14 protein-coding genes are annotated in these 11,919 nt (G+C 47.9%); 3 read left to right on the forward strand and 11 right to left on the reverse strand.

Annotated features, from left to right (window positions below; all coding sequences use genetic code 11):
• The first annotated feature begins 65 nt into the window (after positions 1-65).
• From QJS83_RS13715 to QJS83_RS13725, 3 genes are all read left to right on the forward strand, one after another.
• Positions 66-656: an RlmE family RNA methyltransferase gene (locus tag QJS83_RS13715; RefSeq protein ID WP_284605527.1), complete on the forward strand. Its 591-nt coding sequence runs from the start codon at positions 66-68 to the stop codon at positions 654-656.
• Positions 653-1,336: an RluA family pseudouridine synthase gene (locus tag QJS83_RS13720; RefSeq protein ID WP_284605529.1), complete on the forward strand. Its 684-nt coding sequence runs from the start codon at positions 653-655 to the stop codon at positions 1,334-1,336. The genes QJS83_RS13715 and QJS83_RS13720 overlap by 4 nt, the downstream gene beginning before the upstream one ends.
• Positions 1,337-1,414: 78 nt before the next feature.
• Positions 1,415-1,906, forward strand: a complete 492-nt coding sequence (locus QJS83_RS13725) for a MarR family winged helix-turn-helix transcriptional regulator (RefSeq protein ID WP_284605532.1) — start codon at positions 1,415-1,417, stop codon at positions 1,904-1,906.
• On the opposite strand, the gene QJS83_RS13730 is transcribed toward QJS83_RS13725, so the two are convergent.
• The 11 genes from QJS83_RS13730 to QJS83_RS13780 all read right to left on the reverse strand — a co-directional run bounded on the left by QJS83_RS13730 (position 1,903) and on the right by QJS83_RS13780 (position 11,827).
• Positions 1,903-2,562: an HD domain-containing protein gene (locus QJS83_RS13730; protein ID WP_284605534.1), complete on the reverse strand. Its 660-nt coding sequence runs from the start codon at positions 2,560-2,562 to the stop codon at positions 1,903-1,905. The genes QJS83_RS13725 and QJS83_RS13730 overlap by 4 nt on opposite strands.
• A 15-nt stretch (positions 2,563-2,577) precedes the next feature.
• Positions 2,578-3,408 carry a C1 family peptidase gene (locus QJS83_RS13735; protein WP_284605536.1) on the reverse strand — a complete coding sequence of 277 codons (831 nt, stop codon included), beginning with the start codon at positions 3,406-3,408 and terminating at the stop codon, positions 2,578-2,580.
• Positions 3,409-3,423: 15 nt separating this feature from the next.
• Positions 3,424-4,044, reverse strand: coding sequence for a uridine kinase (udk, locus tag QJS83_RS13740; protein WP_284605538.1), 621 nt, complete (start codon positions 4,042-4,044; stop codon positions 3,424-3,426).
• A 6-nt stretch (positions 4,045-4,050) separates the two neighbouring features.
• Positions 4,051-4,680 (reverse strand): uracil phosphoribosyltransferase, encoded by a 630-nt coding sequence (gene upp / locus QJS83_RS13745; protein ID WP_284605539.1) that lies wholly within the window; start codon positions 4,678-4,680, stop codon positions 4,051-4,053.
• Between the two features lie 14 nt (positions 4,681-4,694).
• Entirely contained in the window at positions 4,695-5,909 is a 1,215-nt protein-coding gene (locus QJS83_RS13750) for a URC4/urg3 family protein (RefSeq protein ID WP_284605541.1), read from the reverse strand.
• Entirely contained in the window at positions 5,902-7,149 is a 1,248-nt protein-coding gene (locus tag QJS83_RS13755) for a GTP cyclohydrolase II (RefSeq protein WP_284605542.1), read from the reverse strand. Before QJS83_RS13755 ends, QJS83_RS13750 begins: the two co-directional genes overlap by 8 nt.
• 25 nt (positions 7,150-7,174) lie before the next feature.
• Positions 7,175-8,650 carry a CoA-acylating methylmalonate-semialdehyde dehydrogenase gene (gene mmsA, locus QJS83_RS13760; protein ID WP_284605543.1) on the reverse strand — a complete coding sequence of 492 codons (1,476 nt, stop codon included), beginning with the start codon at positions 8,648-8,650 and terminating at the stop codon, positions 7,175-7,177.
• Between the two features lie 74 nt (positions 8,651-8,724).
• Entirely contained in the window at positions 8,725-9,096 is a 372-nt protein-coding gene (locus QJS83_RS13765; protein ID WP_284605546.1) for a VOC family protein, read from the reverse strand.
• Between the two features lie 35 nt (positions 9,097-9,131).
• On the reverse strand, positions 9,132-9,614 hold the full coding sequence (locus tag QJS83_RS13770; protein ID WP_284605548.1) for a thermonuclease family protein: 483 nt from the start codon (positions 9,612-9,614) through the stop codon (positions 9,132-9,134).
• Between the two features lie 22 nt (positions 9,615-9,636).
• Positions 9,637-10,545 carry a S8 family peptidase gene (locus QJS83_RS13775; RefSeq protein WP_284605551.1) on the reverse strand — a complete coding sequence of 303 codons (909 nt, stop codon included), beginning with the start codon at positions 10,543-10,545 and terminating at the stop codon, positions 9,637-9,639.
• Positions 10,546-10,720: 175 nt separating this feature from the next.
• Positions 10,721-11,827, reverse strand: a complete 1,107-nt coding sequence (locus tag QJS83_RS13780; protein WP_284605554.1) for a GGDEF domain-containing protein — start codon at positions 11,825-11,827, stop codon at positions 10,721-10,723.
• Positions 11,828-11,919: the final 92 nt, after the last annotated feature.

Raw genomic sequence — 11,919 nt, forward strand, 5'->3', positions numbered from 1 at the left:
GCCTTAAGGGAAAGTCGGAAAGAAGTAGTGGACTTTGCCCAGGGAAAGAGACATAAACCCTCAATATGACTTACAATCCTCGCGATCATTATTTCAAAAAAGCTAAACAAGAAAACTTCGCGGCGCGCTCCGTTTTTAAGCTCGAAGAGATCGACAAGAAGTACAAATTGTTTAAGCCCGGCCAGACGATTTTGGATTTGGGTGCTTCCCCAGGTTCGTGGTCGCAATATGCCTCAAGAATGGCGGGCGAAAAAGGGCGTGTGTTAGGCGTGGATTTAAGCCCGGTCACAGTCAGTTTAAAAAACGCCGTTTTCATTCAAGCGGATTTGCGCGATTTAAATTTGGAAGAGATTTTTAAAGAGCACGGATTCGAACCCCCTTTTGATCTTGTACTTTCAGACATGGCGCCGAAGACGACCGGCATTCGTTTGACAGACCAGGCGCGCTCTATGGAACTTTGTGAACTGGCTTTAGATGTCGCTCGTCGTTTTCTAAAAAAAGACGGCCACTTTGTTTGCAAACTTTTTCACAGTGATGACTTCGGTAAACTTCGCGACGAAATCAAAAAGTCTTTTACAAAGTTTGAAGCTGTTCGTCCGGATTCAACTCGCAAAATTTCTAAAGAGATCTTTCTTATCGGTATCAAGAAAAAATGATTTCTATCGTTTTCGAAAATTCTCATTTCGTTGTTTGCGATAAAAAAAGCGGCGTGCTTTCCACACCCAGCCGCTTTGAAGACAACGATGCGAGAGAATGTCTTGGTACACAACTTCAAGAACAACTTAAAATACAAATCTATCCTGTACATCGTTTGGACTTCGAAGTTTCCGGCCTTGTGATGTATGCAAAGAATGCGGACGCTCATCGCAAAGCCAATTCCTGGTTTGAGAAAAAACAGGTGCAGAAAACTTATCGCGCGCTCACAACAGGACAGAGCTTTTCTCATATTCCAGCGAACGTTCCAAATCCTCGCTTAGCAATTGACTTGCATTTACAACAATCGTTCGAATGGAGATGCAAAATTTTGCGCGGAAAAAAACGCGCCTTTGAGAGTGCGCAAGGTAAGGACAGTCTGACACTGGCGAAGTATTTAGGTGTGAACTCCAAGGGATACCAAATATGGGATTTGCAGCCTGTGACAGGGCGTTCGCATCAGTTAAGATTCGATTTAAGCCGTCATGGCTTTCCTATTGTCGGCGATAAGCTTTACGGCTCATCCGAACGGAGTAGTGACGAAAACAGCATCGCTCTTCGCGCTTATAAAATCGATTTTTCTCAAGCGCCAGGAGCCGCAGCTCTAGGGCTTCCCACGGTGATCGACGTAACAGCTCTTTGACTTTGCGAACCGTCATATATGAGTTCTCATATAAATTTGCAGTTGCTTGTTAAGATTGAATCGTACTAAATGAGGTTTATGAACAAGTCCTCGTTTTCTGGTTATCGTTCTGAAGTGAATGAAGTTATGGACTACATTCGCCATATTTTTAAAGCTCTACGCGTGTCTTCAAGCCAATTCGAAAAACAAATCGGTTTAAGTGCTGCACAGATTTTTGTTTTAAAAAAATTAAAAGAAGAACCAGGTCTTTCCATCAATGATCTCTCGGCGAGAACTACGACTCATCAGAGCTCGGTTTCTGTTGTCGTCAAAAAATTGGAAGAGCAAGGCTTAGTTCTCCGCGCGATTTCCAAAGAGGACTCCCGTCGCGTGATCGTATCTTTGACGGAAGAAGGACTTAAAAAGCTCGGTGAAATTCCGCGCACGATTCAGGAAGAAATGATCGACTCTTTGCAGGGAATGTCTCCGGAAAAAACGGCGGCGCTGGCTATGCTGATGAAAGAGTTCGTGCACCAGGCGGGAATTATCGAGAATGCTTCCGCGCCCATGTTCGAAGAAGAAAAAGTCTAAATCTCTCTTTTAATTTGATCCAAGTAAGTTTTGATGAAAGCGATGCGATGTTCGCCTTCCTGTCTTGCGGTCGGCGTGTTGAGATGATCGACCAGCTTAAAAAGCTTTTGAAAAAAGTGATCTAAACCGTAGTTCTTATCGTCAAGATTTCGAGATTCGGCCCAGGGATCCTCTTCGGCGTAAAAAGGTCGGCTCATTAAAGACGACGTGGCAAAACAGCGAGCGATACCGATAGCACCAAGGCTGTCGAGGCGATCGGCGTCTTGGACGATCTTTGCCTCGAGTGTTTCCGCTTTGATCTCGGCGCTGTAGCTGTGCGCTTCAATAGCATGACGAATACGCTCGTAATAAGCCTCGGGATAGCCGACAGACTTCAGGTACTCAATGGCGGCTTCGGCTGAAAGTTGCGAAGCATAGGGGCGACGTGGATCGTTTTTTGGAACGTTGATGTAATCATGAAAGAACGCCGCCGGCATCACGACGGCCCAGTCAGCATTTTCCGCCAGACACAAAGTCTTTGCCGTGTTCACGACCCGCATGACGTGCAGATAATCGTGCGAGGGATCCGAATGAGGATACAGCACGCGAGCTTTATTGCTAAAAAGCTCAAACCATTTTTTATCCTCAAAAGTACTGACGGTTTTTTCTTGTTCCATGTTGGTTATTTTAAGCTAGGGCGTTCGCACTCTCACCATAGGACCGGAGAGTTTGTCAAAAAACGCCGTCAAAGCCTGATCAGAATAGGCGTCGACGTGGTCAAATGTCACGTAGCCATAGCCTTCATTGCCCCATGTCGGGCCCCACGAATTTTTGAACATAAAAAGACGGCGTTCATCATCATAGCCGACTAATAAAACGGCATGCCCGCCGCAGGGAATTTGGCCCGAGTCGCATTGAGCATTGATGGCGTCGTTGTATGTGAAAGTGCCTTTTTTATCGTCGACGTGCGGAATCGCGACTTTCAAAGTGATCACGACCGGTCTTTTCTGATCGAGCTCCGCCATCACAAGAGTCGACCACGGACGATTCACCCACATCTTCGTGAGTTGTTTAAATTTGAGGCTGCGATACTCAATCACAGGCACGGATTTTTTCTTCAGGTTGTAAAAATCCATTTGCTCCGCAGACAGAGGTTTTGTGAAATCAGGGCTGCTATTTTGATAGGGAAGAACTGCTTCCGGGTAAACGATCAAGTTGTCGGCGAAACTTTTCATTAAATCATAGGTGTTGCCAAACTCGACTTCGGGACGCCAAGGGTTTAAAACTTTGTGGCGAAAGATTTCGAACTCTTCCGAGATATCGTATTCCTGGCCAAAGTGAGCTTTGATCGCGCCTTCAACAAGCGCCGTCGTTGCGAAATAAGCGCAAGTGTCGCGACGTCCCTGTTCTTTTGCGGGAGTTTGAAAAGCGCGCAGATCGACTTGTTTTGCAAATGCCGTTTCGGCAAAAAAAGAGCCCCAAAGTCCAAGACTGAAGACGCTGACGAACATTGTTTTTTTCATGGAAGGAAACCCCGGTTAATTAAAAAGCTTTACAGACAATCTTTCCGTGAAGGCCTCGAGTGCGGAGCTGTACTCGCCTAAATCTTTGACGAGTGTGTGCGCGTGAACTTTCGAAGGCTCTACGAATTCATTGTGCATGGGGCGAACTTGCAATTCGAATTGCTTGCGCACTCCTTCAGGCGTGCGACCGCGTTCATGAACGTCGCGAGCCAGACGGCGCGCGAAACGCAAAGATTCCGGAGTATCAAAGAACACGGCTTCGTCCAACTCCGCGCGGACTTCCGGAGAATTCAAAATTAAAATGCCGTCGACCAGGATGATTTTTTTGGGTTCGCCGCGAATGGTTTCTTTGCGGCGGGAATGTGTGTGAAAATCGTAAATGGGAATTTGAATGGTCTGACCTTGTTTCAGCTGGCGCAGACCTTGCGCTAATAAAGAAAAATCCAAGCTGCTAGGGTGATCAAAATTGACAGAGCCTCCGTCGCCATCGAAGCGCGCGGATTGATCGATGTAATAGTTGTCCTGATAGACGATCAAACAATTCTCGGCGCCCAGGATTCTTTGCAGTTCCAGGGCGAAATGAGTTTTTCCTGATCCACTCCCACCGGCGACACCGATTACATGGGGCTTTATCATGAGCACCTACTTCGTTTGAAAGAGTCTGTCTCCCGCATCGCCGAGTCCCGGGACTAAGTAGCCCACCTCGTTGATCTCACTTTCGATGTTGAGAGTGTAGACCTCCACATCGGGATGAAAGTGTTCAATTCTTTCCAGACCCAGCTGGCTCGCAAGAATACTGATCACTTTGATATTCCCGACCCCGTAGCTTTTGAGGCGGTCTATCGCTGCGATGATCGTATCGGCTGTCGCGATCAAAGGGTCACAGAGCAAAATATCTTTCCCTTTTACATCATGAGGCATCTTAAAATAATACTCGACCGTGTTATTTATAAATTTGTCACGGTAGATTCCAATAAATCCAGTGCTGGCAAACGGAATCATCGATAAAGCGGCATCCAGCATTCCGTTCCCGGCTCGCATTATCGATACAACGACGGGGGGATCGACGATCCGCTCGGCCATAGCTTTGGCAATGGGGGTTTCAATGGCGACTTGATCCAGGCGTTTCCAGTCGCGCATGGCTTCGTAAATAAGGATTTTGGATACTTCCTTCACAATCTCCCGAAACTCGTGGGAATACGTGTTCTTATCGCGCAAATAACCGAGCTTGTGTTTAAGTAAGGGGTGTTGAATGACTCGAACTTGTTTCACTTTTAAATCTCCTTTTAAAAAACGGTGCCGTCGCTCTCAATTTTCAGAGGCGGCGAGGAATCAGCTCGTAAAGAGCGGGCGGCTTTTCGCCCGGCAGCCCACGTGCCGCCCTCAAGAACTTTTGCCAAAGGGAACTCCGCGGGGGTTTTACCCAGCCTGACCCGGACCTCATCGCCGATACGATCCAAGAGGGAGACCGTGAGGCCGCGCCACTCGACAATCAACTCAGAATCCGGAAAGTGTTTAAAGCTGGAGAGGTCTTCGTTTTTCAATGAGATCACACCGCGGTCCAAAAGAAGGCCGCCGTTGCGATATTCCGCCAAGCCGGTGAGCTTTTCGATTTCGATAACTTCAAAGCCGGCTTCTTGCAGAGGCTCTACCAATGAGTAAGTCATCCACTGAGAAAGTTTGTGAAAAGCGGCAAGTCCGCCCGGCACTTTTCCGTACGACCAGATGTCGCCCAGATTGACGCCGGAAATTTTCACGCGACCAGGCCAGATGTCTCCCATGCCGTCGAGGACCGCACGTAAAAGCTGGGGGCCTGTAACTTTGCGACCGTATTTCTTGTAAAGGTAATCGACCATTCCTCCGGGGCGTTCGCCGACAAACATGTCTTTCTTGTATTCGATCGTTGCGCCGAGGTTGTGCAGCAGATGCATTCTGCCGTCAATGCCCACTAAAGGATTTCCTTCATTGACTTGAAAGGCGGCGGAAAGTTGAGCGGCAGAAAGATGCTGCAGGCCTTTCGCCGTTGCTTGCAAAGGTTTTTGGGAATCGTCGGAAAAAGCGCCGCTAAGGAAAAGATAAAAGCTGGCGACAGCTAAGCCTTCCGAACGGGAAAACACATTGCCTGTCGTATATTCTTTGTAGCACCAGTCATTGCCGGCACCCGCATCCAAAAGGACTGACGTGATGATCAGATCAAACTTCGTGCGCGCTTTTTCGATAGGATCCATATAAACCATACGCTCTTCAAGAGTTTTGATCCGATCCGTCCCGCCGATGCGGAAGTGTCCCCAGCGCGAGTGCAGAGGAATGTTTAAGTCGGGATAATTTTCGTGAATGACTTCGACAACGTAGTCCACCATGGGCGCAAAACGATCAGGATGATAACGAAAATGCGTTTGTCCCTCTTGCGTGAGTTCGAAGATCTTTTCGGAACTCTGGCGGATGGCTGAAGGAGAAAGCAGAAAATCTAAATCCTTGAGGGTGTAGTTGATATTATTCATCGATCGGTCTTCCTTTCACGCTTTGAACTTCTTCAAGAGTTTTCATGATGCCCGGATTGAAATATCCCGCGGCCTTTTTTGCTTCGATCTCGACTTGCGCGTCTGCGGGAATAAGCTCGGCAGGAATGCAAATGCGGTTTACAACTTCAATGCCGCTTTTAACGATGGCGTCGTATTTCATGTTCGACATCGAATGCAGATTGTGAATTTTCGTGATGCCAAAGAAATGTAAAACATCCGGCATGAGTTCCTGAAAACGCGCATCTTCAACGCCGGCGACACACTCGGTGCGATGGAAATAAGTCGCCGCGGAGTCTCCGCCTTCCTGACGTTTTCTGGCGTTATAAACCAGGAATTTTGTGACTTCACCCAAAGCGCGGCCTTCTTTGCGGTAGTAGGCGATAACACCGACACCACCTCGTTGCGCGGTTCGCGCGGCGTCTTCGATTCCATAAATCAAATAGGGACGGCATGTGCAAATATCCGAACCAAAAACATCCGATCCATTGCACTCATCGTGCACGCGACAGGTGAGTTCGACATTGCGATTGGAAAGATCTTGAAGATCGCCGAAAACGTAAACCGTCGTGCTGCCGATCGGCGGCAACATCACTTTAAGATCGGGGCGGGTGACAAGTTCGGGGAACATGCCTCCGGTTTCTTGAAAAAGAATTTTGCGAAGTTCTCCTTCGTCGACGCGCAGGCGTTTTGCGATGCCGGGTAAATACCATACGGGCTCAAAGGCGATCTTCGTGACTTTGATATCGCGGTTGGCGTTAATAATTTTGCCGTCAACCTTCAGACGACCGCGTTCGATGGCGTCGTGAATCTCTGGAATTTGCAAATGCGCTTGAGTGACGGCAATCGTCGGGCGCACGTCGTAACCCTCGTCATAAAACTTTTTAAAATGAATGGGGACGTCAAAGCCCCACGGATCGATGGAAACGATTTTTTCGGAATCGAACCACGACGGGTAAGGTCCGATCTTCACGGGGCTTTGCGTGTTATGAAGATCCGGTTTATGGCGTGTCGAGTATTTTCCCTGCGCGATGGACAGGGCGCGATAAACTGCATAACTTCCGCTATGCGTGCCGATGGCATTTCTTTTTTTGGTGTCCGTCAAAGAGGCGACGATGGGCCCCCTTTGCATCGGTTCTTTGGCGCCCCAGTGCACCGGTAAACTGTCTTTAAAAACATGGGTCGAATGCGATGTTAAAACGACGTGCGACGCTTTTTTCATAGTCTTCACCATTTGTCCTTGAAAATTAAGACATCCAATTGCTGTCTTCTTGTTTTTCCCATTTGATTGTTACTTTTTTGACGTTGGACCAAAAATCGAGAGACTGGGCTCCTGTGATATCTCCGTGACCGAATTTGGAGGCGTTGACACCGCCAAAAGAAAAGGGCTCGCGCGGTACAGGAACACCGACATTGACGCCGACCATTCCTGCCGAAGCTCGCGAAATCACTTTTTCCGCTAAACCGCCGTTCGCGGTGAAAACAGAACAGGCATTGCCGTAAGGAATGCTGTTTTCGATCGTCATCGCCTGCGAAATGTCTTCACAGCGAATGATACAAAGAACGGGACCGAATAACTCTACTTTCGCGATCGCGCTTGCGGGCTTTACGTAGTCAATGATGGTCGGTCCGATCCAGTTGCCTTTTTCAAGCCCCGCGGGCGGGGGTGTTTTTCGACCATCTAAAAGAATTTTTGCGCCTTCTTTTTCGGCTTGGTTGATCGCTTCACGCAAAAATTCCACTTGGGAGGCCGTGATGATGGCTCCCATGTCTTTGCCTAAAGTTAGGGACCGGGCTTTTTCAACAATCTTCTGAATGTGTGGCGTAACATCCCCCACGGCAAGAAGAACCGACGCCGCCATACAACGTTGACCGGCACATCCTGTGAAAGAGTCACTGATTCCCGGGCCCGCTAAATCCGGAGAAGCATCGGGGAGAAGAACGATGTGGTTCTTTGCTCCGCCCAAAGCAAGAACGCGTTTAAACTTTTGTGTGCCTCGTTCGTACACGGCACGTGCGGCTCTGGTGGATCCGACGAAGCCAATGGCTTTTACCAGTGGATGATCGACAATGGCCTCGACGGTTTCAACTCCGCCGTGCAAGACCTGAAAGAGCCCATCGGGCAATCCTGCTTCTTTCAAGCTATCGGCGATTTTCATTGAGGTCAGCGGAGTTTTTTCAGAAGGTTTCCAAACGTAGGCATTTCCCAAAGTGAGTGCGATGGGAATAGTCCAAAGAGGAACCATGGCAGGAAAATTAAACGGCGTGATGCCTGCGACAACGCCCAGAGGTTCACGGCGGTATTCGCAGCTTACACCGCGAGAGACTTCCATTTTTCCGCCGACGTCCATATTCTGCAATGAAAGCGCGTACTCCAGAACTTCAATGCCTTTGAGAAGACCGGCTTTGCCTTCAGCGAAAGTTTTTCCCGATTCGGAGCTTTTGAGGTGCGCGATCTCATCAAGGTCGCGCAATAAAATCTGCCGAAATAGAAACATGACTTTACTGCGTTCTTTAATTGGTAAAAGCGCCCAGCTTTCTTGCGCCTTGGCGGCTTGCTTGACCGCAGTGTCCACTTCTCCGGCCGTTGTCGCGTGAACTTCACCGATTAAATCTCCGTTGTAGGGACTGCGAACTTCGATCTTTGGCCCGGAGGCTTTTTGAAAATTTCCATTTACATAGTTAAGACATTGAATAACGGAGGTGGGTATTTTTACGCTCATAGATTTTTCCTTCACGCTTTCTAGAAGGAAAAAATACTATGCTCAGCAACAGGTGTTTTACCAATTACAAGGAGCTAATCTGGTTCCGGATTCACGATGATGTTTTCTTTGTAAGGTCGCGGCTCCCAAAGTTCAATTTTATTGCCTTCAGGATCAAACACCCAGGCGACAATTCCATAGGATGTCTCTTCGATGTGGTCATCGATGCGGACACCTTTTTCCGCTAACGAAGTCAGAAACTGCGCCAAGTTCGGAACTTGAAAGTTCATAATGGACGGTGACGATGAAAAAGCGACTTTAAAATCTGCGGAGAGATGGTCCGAAGAAATCAAGAAACCGTCGCCGCTTTCGTTGCGAGCGAAACCGAAATTTTCTTCATACCATCTGTAAAGTTTGTCGGGGTTTTGCGCTTTGATAAAAACGCCCCCTAATCCATTTACTTTCATGGCTCTATTGTGCGCGGGTTGCGAAGCCGTGCAAGTTAATGATTTGCAGGAGAGCGCAGAACTTTACACCAGTCGGGATGTTTTTTGGTGCCGCCGTCGTAAGCGTAAGCCAGATTGTTCTTTAGCAGAATATCTTTCAACGATTGTCCATCCACAATGACATCGGCAAGGATGCGAAAGTATTTATCGCGCTGAACGTTGTGCAACTCGACGGATTTGGCTTTTTTTAAAGTGGCGGAAACCAGGTTGCGTGCGATACGACCGGCGTTTTTCTCGCACTGATTTTTTGTTTTTATTTCAGGCGTATCAATGCCTGAAACGCGCACGGAAATATTTTTACCTATTAATGCAGGAACATGCGGAATATTAACCGTTAAGGTGTCACCGTCATAGTTGTTCACCACTTCAACGCAGCGAAAAACTTTTTCATCGTGACGGCAAGAGGCCTCTTTGCCAAAAGCTTGGAAGCAGGAAACGAACACAAGTAAGCAGACGCTGACACCGAGATGTTTAAACATGAACTCAGTGTAATAGTTTTCCTTAGAAGTTAGAAGCCTGAAGTGTGGAAATGCGCGAGGCAGAACGGATTTTCTTCGCGAACTGACGGTCTTTGATCGCATTCTTTTCCAGGACAATCTTCATATCTTCCGGGGACCACTTTTTCTCGGAACGCAGCATGAGAGAGGCGGCAAGGCCGCTCACCCAGGCGGTGGCTTGAGACGTTCCCGTCATCAAACCGTACTTTCCACCGGGCAAAGAGGAGTAAATGTTTTTCCCCGGCGCTACGATATCGACGGAGTTTGCGCCGAAGTTGCTGCTTGCAAGCAGACGTTTTTGCGAATCCATCGCTGCCACTGAAATAATATTGCTGAGCTTATATCCTGCGGGATAATAACCGAAACGATCGGTATTTCGTCCCTCATTACCAGCAGCAGCGACGAAGAGAATTCCTTTCTTCTGGGCATCGCGAATCGCCGCCTCTTCCATGGCACTTCGTTCGTCGCCGCCGCCGGAGTAATTAATAATGTCAGCCCCCATTTTTGTGGCATAGCGAATGGCTTTCACCGTCGCCAGTAAATTGTCTTCACTCGATTTCGAAGAATCATAATATTTCAAGATCATGAATTTCAGACGCTCGGAGCGGGCCTTCTGCAGAATAATTCCGGCAACGTGGGTGCCATGGCCGTGATTGTCTGAAAGATCATTCGTATTTGAAGAAAAGTTCCATCCATGGAGGTCATCGGCATATCCATTGCCATCGTCATCATATAAATTCATTTTTTCGCGCGGATTTTCCCACAGGTGCTCGCGAATCAACGGGTGATGGACGTCCACGCCGGTGTCAATGATCGCCACCACGATGTCGCGGTCTTTTGCAAAAGCGTTGATCGTGAATACAAGAAGTAAAAAGAGAACAAAAAGTTTTGGGAAAAGTGTTTGTGTCTTCATGACAGAGACACAAAGCAACGGTGATACCAGCTTCTTCAGCGCGTGTGATGAAGCTGAGCCGAAAATCGTTTCAAACTGTTCAGAAATTTCTAAACATAAAAAAAGCCCGAACGTCTGTTCAGGCTTTTCTGGTCACCAGAAGCTACTAGGCAGGTGTCAAATAATTAGACACTCCCTAAGCGACACGTTTGATTTGCGGACTCTTCGCCAGAGTGAACTTGTTACGGCCCGTTTGTTTGGATTCATACAAGGCTTCGTCAGCCCGTTTGTACCAGCTATCCGCTGTTTCACCCGGAGTGATTTCGGCAATCCCCATAGAGATGGTAAAACGAATTTCCAATTTATCCTGAACAAAAACTTCCTTGCGGATGCGGTTCATGGCTTCTTCCGCCATCTTAATGGCAGAGTCCACGTTGCAACCGGGGAGGATCACGGCAAATTCTTCACCGCCGAGGCGGGCGATAAAGTCCTCTTCCCGCGAGAAGCTTTCATTTAAAAGACGCACACATTCTTTAAGAACGAAGTCCCCGATATCGTGTCCGTAGGCATCGTTGATCTTTTTAAAGAAGTCGATGTCTAAAAGAATCAAAGTCATCGGATCTTTGTCGATTTCGTGCAATTGCAGATAGCGACGCACTTGCTCGTCGTAACTGCGGCGGTTGTGTGCGCCGGTCATGTGGTCGCGACGCATAGTTTGATTGGCTTCCATCAACTGCTTCTTCACGGTCGTCAGGTTCTTTTTGATGGACTCCATGCGTTTCGAGCGACGCTCGTTTTTCGTACTTTGATGTTTTAAATAGAAGTTGATGAACTCACGGGATTTCGCGCGGAGTTCCTCGATAGAGTTCGACTCTACGGCTTCACGCAGCTGTTCAAGGCTTTGATTAATATCGCCTTGGGACGCTTCTTCGACGTGAGCTTCCTCGCTGAGATGATCGGCAAAGTCCCAGATAATACGCTTAAAATCGTCAAAAGTATTTTGCACGTAGGTGTATTCATCAATGCGATAGCTGGAAATAAATTGGCGCAGGCGGAAGAGCGTCTTTTCCGTCGCCTCCGTGTCGGGCTGAACAAGCTCTTTCGCAAAAGTATCGAGCTTTGCGCGCACTTTTCGAACCGAGTGATTCTGGATTTCGAAAAGATGTTTATTGTAAATATCCAGTATATAAAGCAAAGTCGCGCGATCTTCAGTCAGAACCGGTCCCTGTGCATCCTTTCCATTAGATGAGGTGCCCCAGTCCATATCAAATTGCTCAACGAGTTTTTTCACCCACGTTTTCAACTGTCGCCTCCTGGCTATTTTCTCATTTTCTCATCGGAATTTCGCCGGCTCCAGTGAAGGTGGCAATCGTGTCATAATGAGACGTTTAACAA

Origin of the sequence: Bdellovibrio sp. 22V (assembly GCF_030169785.1) — a bacterium.
Taxonomy (GTDB): Bacteria; Bdellovibrionota; Bdellovibrionia; order Bdellovibrionales; family Bdellovibrionaceae; genus Bdellovibrio.

What these genes read in the sequence shown, in the direction of transcription:
- QJS83_RS13715 (WP_284605527.1), top strand. Translation starts at nt 66, where the DNA reads ATGACTTACAATCCTCGCGATCATTATTTCAAAAAAGCTAAACAAGAA.
- QJS83_RS13720 (WP_284605529.1), top strand. Translation starts at nt 653, where the DNA reads ATGATTTCTATCGTTTTCGAAAATTCTCATTTCGTTGTTTGCGATAAA.
- QJS83_RS13725 (WP_284605532.1), top strand. Translation starts at nt 1,415, where the DNA reads ATGAACAAGTCCTCGTTTTCTGGTTATCGTTCTGAAGTGAATGAAGTT.
- QJS83_RS13730 (WP_284605534.1), bottom strand. Translation starts at nt 2,562, where the DNA reads ATGGAACAAGAAAAAACCGTCAGTACTTTTGAGGATAAAAAATGGTTT.
- QJS83_RS13735 (WP_284605536.1), bottom strand. Translation starts at nt 3,408, where the DNA reads ATGAAAAAAACAATGTTCGTCAGCGTCTTCAGTCTTGGACTTTGGGGC.
- udk (WP_284605538.1), bottom strand. Translation starts at nt 4,044, where the DNA reads ATGATAAAGCCCCATGTAATCGGTGTCGCCGGTGGGAGTGGATCAGGA.
- QJS83_RS13750 (WP_284605541.1), bottom strand. Translation starts at nt 5,909, where the DNA reads ATGAATAATATCAACTACACCCTCAAGGATTTAGATTTTCTGCTTTCT.
- QJS83_RS13755 (WP_284605542.1), bottom strand. Translation starts at nt 7,149, where the DNA reads ATGAAAAAAGCGTCGCACGTCGTTTTAACATCGCATTCGACCCATGTT.
- mmsA (WP_284605543.1), bottom strand. Translation starts at nt 8,650, where the DNA reads ATGAGCGTAAAAATACCCACCTCCGTTATTCAATGTCTTAACTATGTA.
- QJS83_RS13765 (WP_284605546.1), bottom strand. Translation starts at nt 9,096, where the DNA reads ATGAAAGTAAATGGATTAGGGGGCGTTTTTATCAAAGCGCAAAACCCC.
- QJS83_RS13770 (WP_284605548.1), bottom strand. Translation starts at nt 9,614, where the DNA reads ATGTTTAAACATCTCGGTGTCAGCGTCTGCTTACTTGTGTTCGTTTCC.
- QJS83_RS13775 (WP_284605551.1), bottom strand. Translation starts at nt 10,545, where the DNA reads ATGAAGACACAAACACTTTTCCCAAAACTTTTTGTTCTCTTTTTACTT.